The organism is Kitasatospora sp. NPDC098663 (assembly GCF_044760075.1).
Lineage (GTDB): Bacteria > Actinomycetota > Actinomycetes > Streptomycetales > Streptomycetaceae > Kitasatospora.
In genome coordinates this window covers 140,831-160,217 of sequence record NZ_JBIWAP010000023.1, presented here as the reverse complement: position 1 = coordinate 160,217, position 19,387 = coordinate 140,831, and the positions used below count along the sequence as shown (strand labels likewise).

At 69.4% G+C, this 19,387-nt stretch carries 14 protein-coding genes; 13 read left to right on the top strand and 1 reads right to left on the bottom strand.

Annotated features, from left to right (window positions below; genetic code table 11):
* Positions 1-197: 197 nt before the first annotated feature.
* From ACIQVZ_RS24805 to ACIQVZ_RS24745, 13 genes are all read left to right on the top strand, one after another.
* Positions 198-2,027, top strand: coding sequence for an ABC transporter family substrate-binding protein (locus ACIQVZ_RS24805; protein WP_402452855.1), 1,830 nt, complete (start codon positions 198-200; stop codon positions 2,025-2,027).
* 272 nt (positions 2,028-2,299) lie between these two features.
* Positions 2,300-4,204 carry a translational GTPase TypA gene (gene typA, locus ACIQVZ_RS24800; RefSeq protein WP_350879930.1) on the top strand — a complete coding sequence of 635 codons (1,905 nt, stop codon included), beginning with the start codon at positions 2,300-2,302 and terminating at the stop codon, positions 4,202-4,204.
* A gap of 429 nt (positions 4,205-4,633) precedes the next feature.
* The gene (locus tag ACIQVZ_RS24795) at positions 4,634-6,271 is read left to right on the top strand and encodes an ABC transporter substrate-binding protein (protein WP_402452852.1); all 1,638 of its coding nucleotides are present in this window, start codon (positions 4,634-4,636) and stop codon (positions 6,269-6,271) included.
* A gap of 141 nt (positions 6,272-6,412) precedes the next feature.
* A complete protein-coding gene (locus ACIQVZ_RS24790; protein ID WP_402452850.1) occupies positions 6,413-7,339 on the top strand; it encodes an ABC transporter permease in 927 nt (308 codons plus the stop codon).
* A complete protein-coding gene (locus ACIQVZ_RS24785; RefSeq protein ID WP_363621417.1) occupies positions 7,332-8,276 on the top strand; it encodes an ABC transporter permease in 945 nt (314 codons plus the stop codon). Before ACIQVZ_RS24790 ends, ACIQVZ_RS24785 begins: the two co-directional genes overlap by 8 nt.
* 19 nt (positions 8,277-8,295) lie before the next feature.
* A complete protein-coding gene (locus ACIQVZ_RS24780; RefSeq protein WP_402452848.1) occupies positions 8,296-9,348 on the top strand; it encodes an ABC transporter ATP-binding protein in 1,053 nt (350 codons plus the stop codon).
* On the top strand, positions 9,341-10,357 hold the full coding sequence (locus ACIQVZ_RS24775; protein ID WP_402452846.1) for an ABC transporter ATP-binding protein: 1,017 nt from the start codon (positions 9,341-9,343) through the stop codon (positions 10,355-10,357). Before ACIQVZ_RS24780 ends, ACIQVZ_RS24775 begins: the two co-directional genes overlap by 8 nt.
* A gap of 172 nt (positions 10,358-10,529) precedes the next feature.
* Positions 10,530-12,152: an ABC transporter substrate-binding protein gene (locus tag ACIQVZ_RS24770; protein WP_402452844.1), complete on the top strand. Its 1,623-nt coding sequence runs from the start codon at positions 10,530-10,532 to the stop codon at positions 12,150-12,152.
* Positions 12,153-12,269: 117 nt separating this feature from the next.
* Positions 12,270-13,196 (top strand): ABC transporter permease, encoded by a 927-nt coding sequence (locus tag ACIQVZ_RS24765; RefSeq protein WP_063347955.1) that lies wholly within the window; start codon positions 12,270-12,272, stop codon positions 13,194-13,196.
* Between the two features lie 76 nt (positions 13,197-13,272).
* Complete coding sequence (locus ACIQVZ_RS24760; RefSeq protein WP_350880038.1) at positions 13,273-14,187, top strand: ABC transporter permease; 915 nt, start codon at positions 13,273-13,275, stop codon at positions 14,185-14,187.
* Positions 14,188-14,203: 16 nt separating this feature from the next.
* Complete coding sequence (locus ACIQVZ_RS24755) at positions 14,204-15,256, top strand: ABC transporter ATP-binding protein (protein ID WP_402452842.1); 1,053 nt, start codon at positions 14,204-14,206, stop codon at positions 15,254-15,256.
* On the top strand, positions 15,246-16,403 hold the full coding sequence (locus ACIQVZ_RS24750) for an ABC transporter ATP-binding protein (protein WP_402452840.1): 1,158 nt from the start codon (positions 15,246-15,248) through the stop codon (positions 16,401-16,403). Before ACIQVZ_RS24755 ends, ACIQVZ_RS24750 begins: the two co-directional genes overlap by 11 nt.
* A gap of 158 nt (positions 16,404-16,561) precedes the next feature.
* Positions 16,562-17,611: an ABC transporter ATP-binding protein gene (locus ACIQVZ_RS24745; protein WP_402452838.1), complete on the top strand. Its 1,050-nt coding sequence runs from the start codon at positions 16,562-16,564 to the stop codon at positions 17,609-17,611.
* A gap of 23 nt (positions 17,612-17,634) precedes the next feature.
* Here ACIQVZ_RS24745 and ACIQVZ_RS24740 read toward each other — a convergent pair whose 3' ends face one another.
* Entirely contained in the window at positions 17,635-19,347 is a 1,713-nt protein-coding gene (locus ACIQVZ_RS24740) for an ABC transporter family substrate-binding protein (RefSeq protein ID WP_402452836.1), read from the bottom strand.
* Positions 19,348-19,387 lie beyond the last annotated feature (40 nt).

Here is a 19,387-nt window from a genome sequence, read left to right as displayed (position 1 = left end):
GCTCGCCAGCCCAGTCTCCCTGCACCCGCAACAGTCTGGCCCCACGCGAAAGCACGTGGGGCCAGAACCTGAAAGATCTTCAGCGATCTCCTAGGCCCGGCCCAGGACGGTCGCGGTTCGGCCGTCCGGGTGCAGTCGGCGGGCGGTCCGCCGTGTCGGCCCGGGCCCGGGCGCCCGGACGGCGTTCCATGGCCGCCATGCGCGTCCGCCAGCTCACCTCCGCAGCCGTCGCGCTGCTGCTCGCCGCCGGCCTCGGCGGTTGCTCCGACGGCCCGGATCCGGCCCGTACCCCCGACCCCGCGCCGGCCTCGGCCGACCGCACCTCCGGCACCGGGGACGTCCGGGTCGCCGACCGCACCGCGGTGCGGGGCGGCGGCAGGCTGCGCTGGGCCGTGGACGGCGTCCCGGCCACGCTCAACGTCTACCAGGGCGACGCGACCGCCGACTCGGCGCTGCTCGCGCACGCCCTCTACCCCTCGCTGTTCCGGCCCGACGGGCACGGCCGGCTCGTCCCCGACCCGGACTACCTGGCCGGCGCCGAGTCCACCCCGCCCGGACAGCAGCCGCAGGTCGTCACCTACCGGCTCAACCCGCGCGCGGTCTGGAGCGACGGCACCCCGATCACGGCCGCCGACCTGACCGCCCAGCGGGCCGCCCTCTCCGGCCTCGACCCGGCCTACCAGGGCGGCCACCCGGCCGGGTACGACGCCATCGACGCGATCGCCCAGGGCGCCGACCCGCACGAAGTCCGGGTGACCTTCCGGCGCCCGTACGCCGAATGGCGCTCGCTGTTCGGCCCGCTCTACCCGGCGGCCGAGACGGCCACCCCGGCCGCGTTCAACCGGCCGCTGACCGGCGGAGAGCACCTGAGCGCCGGGCCGTACACCGTCTCCGGGTACGACGCCGCGGGCGGGCAGGTCGTCCTCGCCCGCAACCCGCGGTGGTGGGGGGACCAGCCGAAGACCGACCGGATCGAGTTCATCGCCGCGCCGCCGGAGGGCCGGATGGACGCGCTCGACCAGAACCGGCTGGACATCGCCCCGCTCACCGCGGCGGTGGACCAGGCGGTGCCCGCGCCCGCTCCGGCCGCCTCCGCCACGCCGACCTCCTCCCCGGGCACCTCGGATACGCCGACCGCCGAGGCGGCGCCCCCGCCCGCCGCGCCCGAGGCCGCGGCGTTGGCCCTGCGGCGGGCCGAGGGACTGCACGGCGTCATCGTGCACCGGGCCGTCGGCGCCTCGCTCACCCAGCTCACCCTCAACTCCGCCCACGGCCCGCTCGCCGACCCGGCCCTGCGGCTCGCCCTGACCCGCGCCGTCGACCGGCGGCGGATCGCCGACGCCGCGCTCACCCCGCTCGGCCTGCCCGGCGCCCCGCTGGGCAGCCACCTGCTCGCCGGCGACCAGGACGGCTACCGCGACAACAGTGCGGCCGCCGGCCCGGCCGACGCCGCCCGGCTGTTCGACGAGGCGGGCTGGAAGCGGCCCGACACCGGCGGCACCCGCACCAAGGACGACAAGGAGCTCACCCTCACCCTGCTCGTCCCGGCCGGTTCCGCGACCGCCAAGCGCACCGCCGACGCGCTCACCGCCGACCTCGGCGAGTCCGGGGTCGAGGTGAAGGCCGTGACCGCGTCCGCCGACGCCTTCGTCCAGGAGCAGCTGGCCGCCGGGGAGTACGACCTCGCCCTGTTCTCCTGGCCCGCCGGCACCAGCCCGGCGAGCGAGCAGCGGCCCGTCTACGCCAAGCCCCGGCCCGACGCCGACGGCACCCTCGACGCCGGCAGCAACTACGCCCGCAGCGGAACCGAGGAGATCGACCGGCTCTTCGACCGCGCCACCGCCGAGCTCGACCCGGCCGCCCGGCTCGGCCTGCTCCAGGAGGCGGACGTGCGGATCTGGCAGCTCGGCCACTCGGTGCCGCTCTACCAGCGGCCCGAGCTGGTCGGCGTCCGGGCGGGCGTCGCGGGCGCCGGGGTCTGGGGGTACGGCTGGCCGCGCTTCCAGGACGTGGGCTGGAGCGTGTGAGCCCGTTCCCCGGGCCCGCCGGAACCGGTCGGGAAGCGAACACCGGGTGACGAACGGGTGGCCTGGCTGTGATCTTGATCCCGCCCGACCTGCCCGTTTCTGCTCACCTGGGCGCTTCCCCGTACGATAGGAGGAAGCCGAGGCATGTCCGTTGCCACGGCGGGTGGACCGGTAGTAGCAGGCGGAACGGGCGGCGGCGATCCAGAGGGATCGCTGGTCGGCGTCTCGCGGCCGGGCGCCGTAACCCACGATTCCAGGAGAATCCGCTAGGCATGCCCACGCGCAACGACATCCGCAACGTCGCTATCGTCGCCCACGTCGACCACGGCAAGACCACTCTGGTCGACGCCATGCTGAAGCAGGCCGGCGCCTTCGCCGCCCACCAGCACCTGGACGACCGGATGATGGACTCCAACGACCTGGAGCGCGAGAAGGGCATCACCATTCTCGCGAAGAACACCGCCGTCAAGTACCACCCGAAGGATGGTGGCGCGCCCATCACCATCAACATCATCGACACCCCGGGCCACGCCGACTTCGGTGGCGAGGTCGAGCGCGGTCTGTCGATGGTGGACGCGGTCGTCCTGCTGGTCGACGCCTCCGAGGGTCCGCTGCCGCAGACGCGCTTCGTGCTCCGCAAGGCGCTCACCGCCCGGCTGCCCGTCATCCTCTGCATCAACAAGACGGACCGCCCGGACTCCCGGATCGACGAGGTCATCAACGAGACCTACGACCTGTTCCTGGACCTGGACGCGGACGAGGACCAGATCGAGTTCCCGATCGTCTACGCCTGTGCCCGTGACGGCGTCGCCTCGCTGACCAAGCCGGAGAACGGCACCGTCCCGGCCGACAGCACCAGCCTGGAGCCGTTCTTCTCCACCCTGCTGGAGCACGTCCCGGCCCCGACGTACGAGGCCGACGCGCCGCTCCAGGCCCACGTCACCAACCTCGACGCCGACAACTTCCTCGGCCGCATCGCGCTGCTGCGCGTCGAGCAGGGCGAGCTGCGCAAGGGCCAGACCGTGGCCTGGATCAAGCGCGACGGCACCATCTCCAGCGTCCGCATCTCCGAGCTGCTGATGACCGAGGCGCTCACCCGCAAGCCGGCCGAGGTGGCGGGCCCGGGTGACATCTGCGCCGTCGCCGGCATCTCCGAGATCATGATCGGCGAGACCCTTGCCGACCCGGAGAACCCGATCGCGCTGCCGCTGATCACGGTGGACGAGCCGGCCATCTCGATGACCATCGGCACCAACACCTCGCCGCTGGTCGGCCGTGGCGGCAGCGGCAAGGGCGCGGACGCGAAGTCCAGCGGCAAGGTGGACCGCAAGGTCACCGCCCGCCAGGTGAAGGACCGCCTGGACCGCGAGCTGATCGGTAACGTCTCGCTGCGCGTGCTGGAGACCGAGCGCCCGGACGCCTGGGAGGTGCAGGGCCGCGGTGAGCTGGCGCTGGCCATCCTGATCGAGACCATGCGCCGCGAGGGCTTCGAGCTGACCGTCGGCAAGCCGCAGGTCGTCACCAAGGAGGTCAACGGCAAGACCCACGAGCCGGTCGAGCGCCTCACGGTGGACGTGCCGGAGGAGCACATGGGCGCGGTCACGCAGCTCATGGGCGTCCGCAAGGGCCGGATGGACAACATGTCCAACCACGGCTCGGGCTGGGTCCGGATGGAGTTCGTCGTCCCGTCCCGCGGTCTGATCGGCTTCCGGACCGAGTTCCTCACCAGCACCCGCGGCACCGGCATCGCGCACTCGATCCACGAGGGCCACGAGCCGTGGTTCGGCACCCTGACGACCCGCAACAACGGTTCGCTGGTCGCCGACCGGTCCGGCGTGGTCACCGCCTTCGCGATGACCAACCTCCAGGAGCGCGGCGTGCTCTTCTGCGAGCCGGGCACCGAGGTGTACGAGGGCATGATCGTCGGCGAGAACTCGCGCGCCGACGACATGGACGTCAACATCACCAAGGAGAAGAAGCTCACCAACATGCGTTCCTCGAACGCAGACGTGGCCGAGTCGATCGTCCCGCCGCGCAAGCTCTCGCTGGAGCAGTCGCTGGAGTTCTGCCGCGAGGACGAGTGCATCGAGGTGACCCCGGAGACGGTTCGCATCCGTAAGGTCGTCCTCGACGCGAAGGACCGCGGCCGCACCGCCTCGCGCGCCAAGAAGGCGTGATCCGGACGGCTTGACCGGCCTTTGGCCGGAATGCTTCGCCCCCCTTTCCGATGGAGAGGGGGGCGAACTTTTTCAACTACTCCAAGTTGTCGACGAGCGTATTAACGGAATAGCGCTCATCACTCCCAGGTGTCCGCTGAGCGAACGTGACAGTTCGTCATTCATGACGACTGTCCGTTTGGTGCCTGTCTGGCTATGTCTCTTATGTCCGGTTTTCGAAACTTACCGACTGTTCATGTGACCTAATTGAGATCGTCACTGGTCACTTTCGTGTCCGTGCGTGACGGATAGTGGGTGCAGTCAGGCTCGGGTCAAGGGTGACGCGCAGGGGTGCGCGCCGAAACCACGAGCGCGGACGGCACAGCGGGCCAGGTAACACCCGTCCGCAGTGCCCTCCTCGTTGCAACGTCGAATTCAGGAGGCACACCGATGCGTGGTGGGAGCCAGGCCAAGTGGGTTGTCGCAGCTGTTGCGGTCGCCCTCGCCGCGACTGCTTGTAGCAGTGGCGGTTCCACCGGTGGGAGCAGCTCCGATGGCGCTGCGGTCAACGCCCAGGGCGTGTTCAGCTACCAGAGCGGCGAGCCGCAGCGTCCGCTGCAGCCGGCCAACGCCATGGAGAACCAGGGCGGCCGCATCGTCAAGCAGCTCTTCCAGGGCCTCGTCGACTACGACCCCGCCACCGGCGCCCTGCGTAACCAGGTGGCCGACAAGATCGATACCACTGACGCCAAGAACTACACCGTCACGCTGAAGTCCGGTTGGACCTTCCACGACGGCACCCCGGTGACGGCCAAGTCCTTCGTGGACTCCTGGAACTGGTCGGCGAACACCAAGAACAACCAGATCAACTCGGACTGGTTCTCCGACATCGTCGGCTACGAGGCCGTTCACCCCGAGAAGGGTGACCCGACCGCCGACACCATGTCCGGTCTGAAGGTCGTCGACGACACGCACTTCACCATCGAGCTGACCAGCCCGGTCTCGTACTTCACGTACAAGCTCGGCTACTCGGCCTTCTACCCGCTGCCGACCGGGTTCTTCTCCGACCCGGCGGGCTACGGCCAGAAGCCGGTCGGCAACGGCCCGTACAAGTTCGTGTCGTGGGAGCACAACAAGGCCATCACCCTGGCCGCCTTCGACAAGTACGCGGGCACGAACAAGGCCAAGAACGGCGGCATCGTCTTCCGGAACTACACCGCCGGTGAGGCCGCGTACAAGGACCTGATGTCGGACACCCTCGACGTCCTGGACCAGGTCGACTCGACCGACCTGCCCAAGTACAAGGACGACCTGGGCAAGCGCGCGGTCGACCAGCCGCAGGGCGCCATCCAGAACATCTCCTTCGCGCTGTACAACGCCGACTGGAGCGCTCCGGAGAAGGCCAAGGTCCGCCAGGGCCTGTCGATGGCCATCGACCGTGACACCATCACCAAGACCGTGCTGAACGGCACGCGTCAGCCCGCCGACGCGTTCGTGGCGCCCGGCGTCATGGGCTTCAAGGCCGGCAGCTGCGGCGACGCCTGCAAGTACGACCCGGCGAAGGCCAAGCAGCTGATCGCCGAGGGCAACGGTGTCCCCGGTAACAAGATCACCATCCTGTACAACTCCGATGGCGGTCACAAGGAGTGGGTCGACGCGGTCTGCAACTCGATCCGCCAGGCCACCGGCGTCGAGTGCCTCGGTGACCCGAAGCCGGACTTCAAGACCTCGCGCGACCTGGTGACCAAGCGTCAGGTGTCGAGCATGATGCGTACCGGCTGGGTGCAGGACTACCCGCTGAACGCCAACTTCCTGCGCGACGTCTACGGCACCGGTGCGGCGGCGAACGACGCCGGCTACTCCAGCCCGGAGTTCGACAAGCTCTCGAAGGAGGCCGACGCGGCCACCACGGTGGAGAAGACCACCGAGCTCTACCAGCAGGCCGAGGCCGTCCTGGCCAAGGACATGCCGGCCATCCCGCTCTGGTACTACAAGACCAGCTCCGGCTGGTCCAACAACGTCCAGAACGTGAAGTTCGACTCCTTCGGCAACCCGGTCTACACCGACGTCGAGGTCAAGAAGAAGTAATCGGTCGGCACCGCCTGACCCGGTGACAACGGCCGGTGCCCGTCCCATCCCCACAAGGGCGAGGACTGGCACCGGCCGTTGGCACGCCGACTTATCTCTGGCCGGGATGACGGGCCCGGCAGAGTCATACATGGAGGCACGATGGGGCGCTTTGTCGCAAGGCGACTGCTCCAGATGATCCCGGTCTTCCTCGGAACGACCGCGCTCATCTTTTTCATGGTGCACGCGCTGCCGGGTGACCCGGTGGCCGCGATGTGGGGCGACAAGGCGCCGGACCCGGCCCAGCTCGCCGCTCTGAGGCACCAGATGGGCTTCGACAAGCCGCTGGTCCAGCAGTACCTCGACTACATGGGGAAGCTGCTCACCGGTGACTTCGGAACCACCCTGGACCAGCGGCCGGTGCTCGACGTGATCACCGATGCGCTGCCGGTCACCACCCGGCTGGCGCTGTTCGCGTTCGCCATCGAGATCGTGCTCGGCGTCACCATCGGCCTCTTCGCCGGTCTGCGCCGCGGCAAGGCGTTCGACAAGAGCACCCTGGTCCTGACCCTGCTGCTGATCTCGATCCCGGTTCCGGTGCTGGGCTTCATCTTCCAGACGATCTTCGGGCAGAACCTGAAGTGGGTCACGCCGACCGTCCAGGACAGCAACGACATCACCCAGCTGGTGTTGCCGGCGTTCGTGCTCGGCTCGCTGTCGCTGGCGTACGTGGCGCGTCTCACCCGTACCTCCATAGCCGAGAACATCAAGGCCGACTACGTCCGCACCGCGGTGGCCAAGGGCCTGCCCCGGCGCAAGGTGATCGGCACCCACCTGCTCCGCAACTCGATGATCCCGGTGGTCACCTTCCTCGGCACCGACCTGGGCGCCCTGATGGGTGGCGCGATCGTGACCGAGGGCATCTTCAACGTCAAGGGCATCGGCAACGCGCTCTACGCGGCGATCAACCACAAGGAGGGCCCGACGGTCGCCGGCTTCGTGGCCTTCCTGGTGCTCGTATACCTGGCCGCCGGCCTGATCGTCGACCTGCTTTACGCGGTCCTGGACCCGAGGATCCGTTATGCCTGACCTGACCGAGAAGAAGACGGCCGAGGAGATCCCGGCCCAGCGTGGCGCCGACACCCCGGCGGCCAAGCCCGAGAAGGCCCGCAGCCTCGGCTCCGACGCCTGGCACGACCTGCGCCGCAAGCCGATCTTCGTGATCTCCGCGCTGCTGATCCTGCTGCTGATCGTCATCGCGATCGCCCCCGGGCTGTTCACCTCGGCGGACCCGCGCGCTGGCGACCTGCGTCTGCACTACCTGACCAAGCCGAACTACAGCCACTTCTTCCAGGCGGACTGGTTCGGCTACGACCTCCAGGGCCGCAGTATCTACGCCCGGGTGATCTACGGCGCCCGCGCCTCGGTCGTCGTCGGCATCTGCGTCACGGCGGGTGTGACCATCCTCGGTGGCATCACCGGCATGCTGGCCGGCTACTTCGGTGGCTGGGTCGACACGATCATCTCCCGGGTCACCGACATCTTCTTCGGCATCCCGCTGCTGCTCGGCGCCCTGGTCATCCTCAACGCCTTCACCTCGCGCACCATCTGGAGCGTGGTCTTCGCGCTGGTCTCCCTGGGCTGGACCCAGATGACCCGTGTCATGCGCGGTTCGGTCATCACGGTCAAGCAGGCCGACTTCGTGACGGCCGCCAAGGCGCTCGGCGCCGGCACCAGTCGGATCCTGTGGAAGCACATCCTGCCGAACGCGGTCGCCCCGGTGATCGTCGTCGCCACCATCGCGCTCGGCGGCTACATCGCCACCGAGGCGACGCTGAGCTTCCTCGGCATCGGTCTGCAGGACCCGACCATCTCCTGGGGCATCGACATCAACACCGCCCAGAAGGTGATCCGGACCGCCCCGTTCGCCCTGTTCTTCCCCGCCGGAATGCTGAGCCTCACGGTTCTGGCCTTCATCATGCTCGGCGACGCGGTGCGCGACGCCCTCGACCCGAAGCTCCGCTGAGAGAAGAGGTGACGACCCGATGACCACCGTGATCGAGAACAACAACCAGAAGAGCGACCGACTCGAAGTTGGCACCCCGCTGCTGGAGGTCAAGAACCTCCACGTGGAGTTCCACACCCGGGACGGCATCGCGAAGGCCGTGAACGGCGTCAACTACTCCGTCGCGGCCGGCGAGACGCTCGCCGTGCTCGGAGAGTCCGGCTCCGGCAAGTCCGTGACCGCCCAGACCATCATGGGCATCCTGGACATGCCGCCCGGCAAGGTGACGCAGGGCGAGATCCTGTACCGCGGCCAGGACATGCTCACGATGGGCAACGAGGAGCGGCGCAGGATCCGCGGCCAGAAGATCGCGATGATCTTCCAGGACGCGCTGTCCTCGCTCAACCCCGTGCTCAGCGTGGGCTACCAGCTCGGCGAGATGTTCCGGGTGCACCAGGGCGCCTCCAAGAAGGACGCCAAGGAGAAGGCCATCGAGCTGATGGACCGGGTGCGCATCCCGGCCGCCAGGCAGCGCGTCGGCGACTACCCGCACCAGTTCTCCGGCGGCATGCGCCAGCGCATCATGATCGCCATGGCGCTCTCGATGCAGCCCGACCTGATCATCGCGGACGAGCCCACCACCGCCCTGGACGTCACCGTCCAGGCCCAGGTGATGGACCTGCTCGCGGAGCTCCAGGCCGAGTACAACATGGGCCTGATCCTGATCACCCACGACCTCGGCGTCGTCGCCGACGTCGCGGACAAGATCGCCGTGATGTACGCCGGCCGGATCGTCGAGACCGCCCCGGTGCACGACCTGTACGCCAACCCGGCGCACCCGTACACCAAGGGCCTGCTCCGCTCGATCCCGCGCCTGGACCAGAAGGGTCAGGAGCTCTACGCGATCCAGGGCCTGCCCCCGAACCTGCTGAAGGTCCCGGCCGGCTGCGCGTTCAACCCCCGCTGTGACGTCGCCACCGACCTGTGCCGCACGGAGATCCCGGCGCTGCACCAGGTGACCGACAAGGACGGCAAGGAGCTCACCGGCCGCCGCAGCGCGTGCCACCTCTGGAAGGAGACCCTCCATGGCTGAGCCCATCCTGGAGGTCAAGGACCTGGTCAAGCACTACCCGCTGAGCCAGGGCATCCTCTTCAAGAAGCAGGTCGGCGCGGTCAAGGCGGTCGACGGCATCTCCTTCGAGCTGGCGAAGGGCGAGACGCTCGGCATCGTCGGCGAGTCCGGCTGTGGCAAGTCCACGCTGGCCAAGGTGCTGATGAACCTGGAGCGGGCCACCTCCGGCCAGGTGCTGTTCAAGGGCGAGGACATCTCCAAGCTGTCCGGCCAGGCCCTCAAGGCCGTCCGCCGCAACATCCAGATGGTGTTCCAGGACCCGTACACCTCGCTGAACCCGCGCATGACGGTCGGCGACATCATCGGGGAGCCGTTCGAGATCCACCCCGAGGTGGCGCCGAAGGGCGACCGCCGCAAGGCCGTCCAGGACCTGCTGGACGTCGTGGGTCTGAACCCGGAGTACATCAACCGGTACCCGCACCAGTTCTCCGGCGGTCAGCGCCAGCGCATCGGCATCGCCCGCGGTCTCGCGCTCAAGCCCGAGATCATGATCTGCGACGAGCCGGTCTCCGCCCTGGACGTGTCCGTCCAGGCGCAGGTGATCAACCTGCTGGAGAAGCTGCAGGGCGACTTCGGCCTGTCGTACATGTTCATCGCGCACGACCTCTCCATCGTCCGGCACATCTCCGACCGCGTCGGCGTGATGTACCTCGGCAAGATGGTCGAGATCGGCACCGACGAGCAGATCTACGACAACGCCACCCACCCGTACACCCAGGCGCTGCTCTCCGCGGTGCCGGTGCCGGACCCGACGGCGCGCGAGAACCGCGACCGGATCATCCTGACCGGTGACATCCCCTCGCCGGCCAACCCGCCGTCCGGCTGCCGCTTCCGCACCCGCTGCTGGAAGGCGGAGGACCGCTGCGCCGAGGAGATCCCGCTGCTCGCGGTGCCCTCGGTGCTGAAGGGTCCGGCCGCGCACGAGTCGGCCTGTCACTTCGCCGAGGTCCGGGAGCCGGCCGCCGCCTGACTCCCCGTGGCATCCCCGGAAGGGCCCGTGGCTTCGTGCCGCGGGCCCTTCCGTCGTTCCGTCAACTCACGGGGCGGTCGGTGCACCCGTCCGGGTGCACCTGACTCGCGCCGTCAGCCGGGCGCGCTTCTCATGGGGTGTGATGCGACACACACCACGAGGAGGGACCACCATGCCCGTAGCCGCCCGTGCTCGCTGGGTCCTCGCCGCTGCGACATCCGTGGCCCTGGTGGCCACCGGGTGCAGCGGCGGCGGCGCAAGCAGCAACAGCTCGCCGGACAGCAGCAAGAGCTTCAGCTACCAGAGCAGTGAGCCGCAGAACCCGCTGCAGCCCGCCAACGCGAACGAGGTCGGCGGTGGTCGCATCATCCAGAACCTCTTCAAGGGGCTGGTCGACTACGACCCCGCCACCGCCAAGATCCGGATGCAGGTCGCCGACAAGATCGACACCAGTGACTCCCAGACCTTCGACGTCACGCTGAAGGACGGCTGGAAGTTCCACGACGGCACGCCGGTGCACGCCAAGAACTTCGTGGACTCCTGGAACTGGAGCGCGACCACCAGCAACAACCAGATCAACAGCTCCTGGTTCTCCGACATCGAGGGCTACCAGGACGTCCACCCCGCCGGCGGCCAGCCGACCGCGACCAAGATGTCCGGCCTGACCGTGGTCGACGACCTGCACTTCACCGTCAAGCTCAGCAACAAGGTCTCGTACTTCGAGTACAAGCTCGGCTACATCGCCTTCTCCCCGCTGCCGGACGCCTTCTTCAACGACCCGACCGGGTACGGGCAGAAGCCGGTGGGCAACGGCCCCTACCAGTTCGTCAGCTGGAACCACAACACCGAGGTCGTCACCAAGGCCTTCCCGGACTACCAGGGCGTCGACAAGCCGAAGAACGGCGGCATCGTCTTCAAGATGTACACCACGTCCGAGGCCGCCTACGCCGACCTGCAGTCCAGCAACCTGGACGTGATGGACCAGGTGCCGCCGTCCGCGCTGGCGACGTACAAGAGCGACCTCGGCGACCGGGCGATCGACGCCCCGCAGGGTGCCATCCAGAACATCGGCTTCACCCTCTACCAAGCCGACTGGGCCGCGCCCGACAAGGCCAAGGTGCGCCAGGGCCTGTCGATGGCGATCGACCGCGACACCATCACCAAGACGGTGCTGCAGAACTCCCGCAAGCCGGCCACCGCCTGGGTGGCCGAGGGCGTCGAGGGCTACAAGGACGGCGCCTGCGGCGACTTCTGCAAGTTCGACCCCGCCAAGGCCAAGCAGCTGATCAGCGACGGCGGCGGAGTCCCCGGCAACAAGCTGCTGATCACCTACAACTCCGACGGCGGCCACAAGGAGTGGGTCGACGCGGTCTGCAACTCGATCCGGCAGAGCACCGGCGTCGAGTGCCTCGGCGACCCGAAGCCCGACTTCAAGACCGCCCGCGCCGCGATCACCTCCCACCAGCTCAACGGCGCCTTCCGCACCGGCTGGGTGCAGGACTACCCGCTGAACGCCAACTTCCTGTCCGACGTGTACCGCACCGGCGCCGCGTCCAACGACTTCGGCTACAGCAACCCGCAGTTCGACCAGGCGGCCACCAAGGCCGACGAGGCCGCCAGCGTCGCCGACACGGTGACCGGCTACCAGCAGGCCGAGGCGGTGCTGCCGAGCGGGATGCCGGCGATCCCGCTCTGGTACTACCGCACCAACTCGGGTTACTCGACCAAGGTGCAGAACGTGAAGTTCGACTCCTTCGGCAACCCGGCCTGGACCCAGGTCGAGGTCAAGGGCTGATCCCCCGACCCCTCGCGCCGGCCCCGCCCTTCCCGCACGGAGGGCGGGGCCCGGCCCTCCCGGCCGACCGTCCCCGGCCGGCCGTGCACCCAGGGCACGTCTAGGAAGGAGGCTCGGATGGGCAGTTACGTGTTGCGGCGGGTGCTGCAGATGATCCCGGTGTTCTTCGGCACCACGCTGCTGATCTTCCTGATGGTCTACACGCTGCCGGGCGACCCGGTGTCGGCGCTGTTCGGCGAGAAGGCCGCCGACCCGGCCATCGTGGCCAGCATCAAGCACAAGTACTTCCTGGACCAGCCGGTCTGGAAGCAGTACCTGCACTACATGGGGAACCTCTTCCAGGGGGACTTCGGGACGAGCTTCACCGGCCGCCCCGTCTCCGAGATCATGGCGACCGCCTTCCCGGTCACCATCCGGCTCGCGCTGATGGCCTTCGTCTTCGAAGTGGTCCTCGGCCTCGCCCTGGGCATGGCCTCCGGCCTCCGGCGCGGCAGCATCCAGGACACCCTGGTGCTGATCCTCACCCTGGTGGTGATCTCGATCCCGGTCTTCGTGCTGGCCTACATCGCGCAGACGATCTTCGCCACCAACCTCGGCTGGGTCACCCCGACGGTGCAGGACTCCACCGACCTCTCCCAGCTGATCCTGCCCGCGATCGTGCTGGGCTCGCTCTCGCTCGCGTACGTCGCCCGGCTCACCCGGACGTCCATCGGCGAGAACCTGCGGGCCGACTACATCCGCACGGCGGTCGCCAAGGGGCTGCCCCGGCGGACCGTCATCTCCCGCCACCTGCTGCGCAACTCGCTGATCCCGGTGGTCACCTTCCTCGGCACCGACCTCGGCGCCCTGATGGGCGGGGCCATCGTCACCGAGGGCATCTTCAACGTGCAGGGCGTCGGCAACGTCCTGTACCGGGCGATCAACCAGAAGGAAGGCCCCACCGTGGTCGGCATCGTGACCGTCCTGGTGATCGTCTACCTGGTCGCCAGCCTGCTCGTCGACCTGCTCTACGCGGTCCTGGACCCGAGGATCCGCTATGCCTGACGTCCACGACGAGAACTCGTACGAGCCGCGCCCCAAGCCCGGGGTCTCGCGCCTCGACTACGCCGGGGAGCAGGGAATGGCGGTCGAGCAGGAGACCCTGGTCGAGCCCGACCCGGCCAAGCGGGAGGAGGCCCGCAGCCTCTGGGGCGACGCCTGGCGGGACCTGCGCCGGCGGCCGATCTTCCTGATCTCCGCCGTGCTGATCCTGCTGCTGGTCGTCATGGCGATCTTCCCCTGGGCGTTCACCGACGCCGACCCGCGCAAGGCCGACCTGATCCACGACTACCTCAGGCGGCCGAACTGGACGGACTTCTTCGGCGCCGGCTGGTTCGGCTACGACGGGCAGGGCCGGTCGATCTACGCCCGGGTGGTGTACGGCGCCCGCGCCTCGATCACCGTCGGAATCTGCGTGACCCTGTCGGTCACCGTGCTCGGCGGGCTGGCCGGCATGGTCGCCGGCTACTTCGGCGGCGCCGTCGACGCGGTGATCTCCCGGATCACCGACATCTTCTTCGGCCTTCCGCTGCTGCTCGGCGCCCTGGTGCTGCTGAACGCCTTCACCACCCGCACGGTGTGGAGCGTGGTCATCGCGCTGGCCTTCCTCGGTTGGACCCAGATCGCCCGCGTCATGCGCGGCGCCGTGCTGACCGTCAAACAGTCCGACTACGTGGTGGCCGGCCGGGCGCTCGGCGCCGGGACGGGGCGGCTGATGTTCCGGCACATCCTGCCGAACGCGATCGCCCCCGTGATCGTCGTCGCCACCATCGCGCTCGGCGGCTACATCGCCACCGAGGCGACGCTGAGCTTCCTCGGCATCGGACTGCAGGACCCGACCATCTCCTGGGGCATCGACATCTCCTCCGCCCAGAAGGTGATCCGGACGGCGCCGTACGTGCTGTTCTTCCCGGCCGTGGCGCTCTCCGTCACCGTGCTGGCCTTCATCATGCTGGGCGACGCGGTGCGCGACGCCCTCGACCCGAAGCTTCGCTGAGCGAGGGGAGCGCAACGTGAGTACAGCTGTGGACGCCGGCAGGTCCGAGCGGGCCGCCTCGTACGAGGGGCCGCTGCTCGACGTCCGCGACCTGCACGTCGAGTTCGTCACCCGGGACGGCGTGGCCAAGGCGGTCAACGGGGTCGACTACAGCGTCCGGGCGGGGGAGACGCTCGCGGTGCTCGGCGAGTCCGGTTCGGGCAAGTCGGTGACCGCGCAGGCGATCATGGGCATCCTGGACATGCCGCCGGCCCGGATCCCGCGCGGGGAGATCCGCTTCCGCGGCCGGGACATGCTGAAGATGGGCAACGAGGAGCGGCGCAGGATCCGCGGCCAGAAGATCGCGATGATCTTCCAGGACGCGCTGTCCTCGCTCAATCCGGTGCTCAGCGTGGGCTTCCAGCTCGGCGAGATGTTCCGCGCCCACCGGGGGGCGTCCCGCAAGGAGGCCAAGGACAGGGCCGTCGAACTGATGGACCGGGTGCGGATCCCGGCGGCCAAGCAGCGGGTGAACGACTACCCGCACCAGTTCTCCGGCGGCATGCGCCAGCGCATCATGATCGCCATGGCGCTGGCCCTGGAACCGGACCTGATCATCGCGGACGAGCCCACCACCGCACTGGACGTCACCGTCCAGGCGCAGGTGATGGACCTGCTCGCGGAGCTCCAGGCCGAGTACAACATGGGCCTGATCCTGATCACCCACGACCTCGGCGTGGTCGCCGACGTCGCCGACAAGATCGCCGTGATGTACGCCGGCCGGATCGTCGAGACCGCCCCGGTGCACGACCTGTACGCGCGCCCCGCCCACCCGTACACCCGCGGCCTGCTGGACTCCATCCCGCGGCTGGACCAGAAGGGCCAGGAGCTCTACGCCATCAAGGGCCTGCCGCCCAACCTGCTGCGGATCCCCCAGGGCTGCGCCTTCAACCCGCGCTGCCCGCGGGCGCAGGACCGCTGCCGGGCCGAGGTGCCGGAGCTGTACCCGGTCGCCGAGGACGACGGCGCCCCGCTGGCCGGGCGGGGCAGCGCCTGCTTCTTCTGGAAGGAGACCCTCCATGGCCGGTAACGGGTCCAGCGCACTGGGCGCCGCGGTGCCGGAGGAGGTCGCCTTCGCCCAGGAGGTGCCGCGCGGCGAGCCGATCCTCGAAGTCCGGGACCTGGTCAAGCACTTCCCGCTGACCAGGGGCGTGCTGTTCAGGAAGCAGGTCGGCGCCGTGAAGGCCGTCGACGGGGTCTCCTTCGACCTGAGGCAGGGCGAGACGCTGGGCGTCGTCGGCGAGTCCGGCTGCGGGAAGTCCACGCTGGCCAAGGTGCTGATGAACCTGGAGCCGGCCACCGGGGGATCGGTCCGCTACAAGGGCGAGGAGATCTCCAGGCTGTCCGGGTCGGCGCTGAAGGCCGTCCGCCGCAACATCCAGATGGTGTTCCAGGACCCGTACACCTCGCTGAACCCGCGCATGACGGTCGGCGACATCATCGGGGAGCCCTTCGAGATCCACCCCGAGGTGGCGCCCAAGGGGGACCGCCGCAAGGCCGTCCAGGACCTTCTGGACGTGGTCGGGCTCAACCCCGAGTACATCAACCGCTATCCGCACCAGTTCTCCGGCGGGCAGCGCCAACGCATCGGCATCGCAAGGGGATTGGCGCTCAGGCCGGAGATCATCATCTGCGACGAGCCGGTCTCCGCGCTGGACGTGTCGGTGCAGGCGCAGGTGATCAACCTGCTGGACAAGCTGCAGGGGGAGTTCAACCTCTCGTACATGTTCATCGCGCACGACCTCTCCATCGTCCGGCACATCTCCGACCGCGTCGGCGTGATGTACCTCGGCAAGATGGTCGAGATCGGCAGCGACGCCGAGATCTACGACCACGCCACCCACCCGTACACCCAGGCGCTGCTCTCCGCCGTCCCCGTGCCGGACCCGACGGCCCGGGAGTCGCGGGACCGGATCGTGCTCACCGGGGACGTGCCCTCGCCGGCCAACCCGCCGTCCGGCTGCCGCTTCCGCACCCGCTGCTGGAAGGCGGAGGACCGCTGCGCGGCCGAGATCCCGCTGCTCGCCTCGCCGTCCTGGCTGAGCGGGGCGGCTCGGCACGAGTCGGCGTGTCACTTCGCTGCGGAGCGCGAGGTCGGACGGAGTGCTGCGGAGCGCGAGGTCGGACGGAGTACTGCGGAGCGCGAGGTCGGGCAGGGCGGCACCGAGCCCGGCTAGCGGCTCGCGGGACCCAGGGCGCGCCCCCGCACCGGGGGTGCGCCCTTTCTCGTGATGGAAAAGAGACGTGCCGCGCGATTCCGCAAGTGGGGTCGGGTCGTTGATAGTTGCTCTGCGCGTACAGGTGCTCGTGGCTGTGCTGGGGGAGGGCTGCTCGGATGGACATGGTGGAGGTGATCGGCGGCGGTCGGGAGAACCTGGTGCCCGGAACCCCGCTGCTGGAGGTCGACGACCTGCACGTCGAGTTCCGTACCCGGGACGGCGTGGCCAGGGCCGTCAACGGGGTGAGCTACTCGGTGTCGGCCGGGGAGACGCTGGCGGTGCTGGGCGAGTCCGGTTCGGGCAAGTCGGTGACCGCGCAGGCGATCATGGGCATCCTGGACACGCCGCCCGGGCGGATCACCGGCGGGCGGATCCTCTACCGCGGCGAGGACCTGCTGGCCATGGGCTCCAGGGCCCGGCGGTTCGTCCGGGGCCAGAAGATCGCGATGATCTTCCAGGACGCCCTGTCCTCGCTCAACCCGGTGCTCAGCGTGGGCTACCAGCTCGGCGAGATGTTCCAGGTGCACCGCGGCGCCAGCCGCAAGGAGGCCAGGGAGCGGGCCATCGAGCTGATGGACCGGGTGCGCATCCCGGCGGCCAGGCAGCGCGTCGGCGACTACCCGCACCAGTTCTCCGGCGGCATGCGCCAGCGCATCATGATCGCCATGGCGCTCTCCATGGAGCCGGACCTGATCATCGCGGACGAGCCCACCACCGCGCTGGACGTCACCGTCCAGGCCCAGGTGATGGACCTGCTGGCCGAGTTGCAGCACGAGTTCCACATGGGGCTGATCCTGATCACCCACGACCTCGGCGTGGTCGCCGACGTCGCGGACACGATCGCGGTGATGTACGCGGGCCGGATCGTCGAGACGGCCCCGGTGCGCGACCTGTACGCGCGCCCCGCCCACCCGTACACCCGGGGCCTGCTGGACTCGATCCCCCGGTTGGACCAGAAGGGGCAGAACCTCCACGCCATCAGGGGCCTGCCGCCCAGCCTCCTGAAGATCCCGCAGGGCTGCGCCTTCAACCCGCGCTGCGACCGGGTGCAGGACCGCTGCCTGACCGAACTCCCGCCGCTGGTGCCGATGGTGGACGCCGAGGGGGCCGAGCTGCCCGGCCGTCGCAGCGCCTGCCACTTCTGGCGGGAGACCCTGCACGGCTGAGGGCGTCGGGGCGCAGCCGTCGCCTACCGCTCGAAGCCGACGTTCTCCCAGACGATGTCGGACAGCCCCTGGGCGCCGATGTTGGCGAGGTCGGCGCGGGCGCCGTACAGCTGCGGGCGCTGGTAGAGCGGCAGCACGCCGGCCACCTTCCACAGCTCGCCGTCGGCCTGGTTGATCGCCTCGGAGGCGGTGGCCGCGTCGGGTGCGGCGGCGGCCCGGTCGAGGGCGGCGTCCACGGCCGGGCTGCCCGCGCCGACGTGGTTGGTGCCGCCGTTCTGGACGAAGTCGGCGCGGTTGCCGCTGGCCGGGAAGGGCGTGCCGAGCAGCGAGTAGGCGGTGATGTCGAAGTCGCCGCGGTTGACGTACTTGTCGAAGAACTCGTTGGCGGCGGCGGTGACCGTGGTGACCTTGACGCCGATGTCCTTGAGCGTCCTGGTGGCGCTGTCGGCCTCGCTCTGCGCCTGGGTGACGCCGGCCGGGATGACCATCCGCAGGTTCAGCTCGCGGCCGTTGCGCTTGCGGACGTCGCCGTCGAGCCGCCAGCCGGCCGCGTCCAGCTTGCGGGCGGCCTCGGCGGGGTCGTAGCGGCTGAGCCCGAGGGAGTTGTCCCGGTAGGCGTTCTGGTTGGCGACCAGCAGGTGGTTGTTGAGCGGGGCGGCGGGCCAGTCCAGGCCGTTCAGGTCGGAGCGGATGACGGCGTCCCGGTTGATGGCCTGGAAGACGGCCTGGCGGACGGTCGCGTCGCTGAGCGCCGGGGTGCGGGCGTTGAGGGTGAGCTGGCGGAAGTCGGGCCCGCCGGCCCGGCGGACGGCCGCGCCCTTGGTGCTCTTGATGATCTGGTAGCCGGCGACGTCCGGGCCGTTGTTGAAGAGGTCGATCTCGCCCCTGGCGAAGGCGGGGGCCATGGCGTTGGGCAGCATGGCGTGGAAGACGATCCGGTCCAGCAGCGGCTTGTCGCCCCACCAGGCGGGGTCGGCGACCAGGGTGATGGTCTGGGCGGCGCGGTCCAGCCGTTCGACCTTGAACGGGCCGGCGGTGACCGGGATCGCGTCCAGGTAGGCGGAGTTGAACAGCTCCGGGGTGGCGAGCCGGCTCGCGGGCAGCAGCGGGGCGTTGGCGGCGCCGTTGAACATCGACTGCCACTCGGAGAACGGCCGGTCGAAGGTCATCACCGCCTGGAAGTCGTCCTTGCCCCGCTCGACCGAGGAGACCTGTTCGAAGCCGGTGTTGCTGGCGGGCCGGTAGGCCGGGTCCTTCCCGTTCAGGGCGCGCCAGTTGGCTTCGAGGTCGCGCCAGGTGATCGGGGTGCCGTCGGACCAGTGGGCCTTCGGGTTGAGCGTCCAGACGACGACCTGCCGGCCGTCCCGCAGCTCCGCGTGGGCGTCCTGCAGGTAGGCCGGGTTGACGGTCTGGGTGCCGGCCGCGTCGGAGCGGAAGAAGGTCGGCAGCAGCGGCTTGCTGACGCTGATCGTCGAGGACTCGCTGCCGTCGGTCTGGATCGGCGACCACTGGCGGGAGAACTGGGCGATCGCCAGGTGCAGGGTGCCGCCCTGGCGCAGCTGGGAGCGCTCGCGCGGGTTGACGTCGATCGAGGTGAGCTTGGGGGCCCCGGTGGCGGACGGCCCGTCCGCGGCGGCGCCGCCTTGGCCGGAGGCGCACGAACAGAGCGTCAGCGAGAGCGACAGGGCGGTGAGACCGGCGAGCAGGGCCGTCCGGTACTGGAGGCGGCGGCTCATCGGCGTGCTCCCCGAGGTGGCTGTGGCGGAAGGTGTGGCG

Bases quoted from the DNA above. Each gene is read 5' to 3' on its own strand.
- ACIQVZ_RS24805 (WP_402452855.1), top strand. From the start codon at position 198: ATGCGCGTCCGCCAGCTCACCTCCGCAGCCGTCGCGCTGCTGCTCGCC.
- typA (WP_350879930.1), top strand. From the start codon at position 2,300: ATGCCCACGCGCAACGACATCCGCAACGTCGCTATCGTCGCCCACGTC.
- ACIQVZ_RS24795 (WP_402452852.1), top strand. From the start codon at position 4,634: ATGCGTGGTGGGAGCCAGGCCAAGTGGGTTGTCGCAGCTGTTGCGGTC.
- ACIQVZ_RS24790 (WP_402452850.1), top strand. From the start codon at position 6,413: ATGGGGCGCTTTGTCGCAAGGCGACTGCTCCAGATGATCCCGGTCTTC.
- ACIQVZ_RS24785 (WP_363621417.1), top strand. From the start codon at position 7,332: ATGCCTGACCTGACCGAGAAGAAGACGGCCGAGGAGATCCCGGCCCAG.
- ACIQVZ_RS24780 (WP_402452848.1), top strand. From the start codon at position 8,296: ATGACCACCGTGATCGAGAACAACAACCAGAAGAGCGACCGACTCGAA.
- ACIQVZ_RS24775 (WP_402452846.1), top strand. From the start codon at position 9,341: ATGGCTGAGCCCATCCTGGAGGTCAAGGACCTGGTCAAGCACTACCCG.
- ACIQVZ_RS24770 (WP_402452844.1), top strand. From the start codon at position 10,530: ATGCCCGTAGCCGCCCGTGCTCGCTGGGTCCTCGCCGCTGCGACATCC.
- ACIQVZ_RS24765 (WP_063347955.1), top strand. From the start codon at position 12,270: ATGGGCAGTTACGTGTTGCGGCGGGTGCTGCAGATGATCCCGGTGTTC.
- ACIQVZ_RS24760 (WP_350880038.1), top strand. From the start codon at position 13,273: ATGGCGGTCGAGCAGGAGACCCTGGTCGAGCCCGACCCGGCCAAGCGG.
- ACIQVZ_RS24750 (WP_402452840.1), top strand. From the start codon at position 15,246: ATGGCCGGTAACGGGTCCAGCGCACTGGGCGCCGCGGTGCCGGAGGAG.
- ACIQVZ_RS24745 (WP_402452838.1), top strand. From the start codon at position 16,562: ATGGACATGGTGGAGGTGATCGGCGGCGGTCGGGAGAACCTGGTGCCC.
- ACIQVZ_RS24740 (WP_402452836.1), bottom strand. From the start codon at position 19,347: ATGAGCCGCCGCCTCCAGTACCGGACGGCCCTGCTCGCCGGTCTCACC.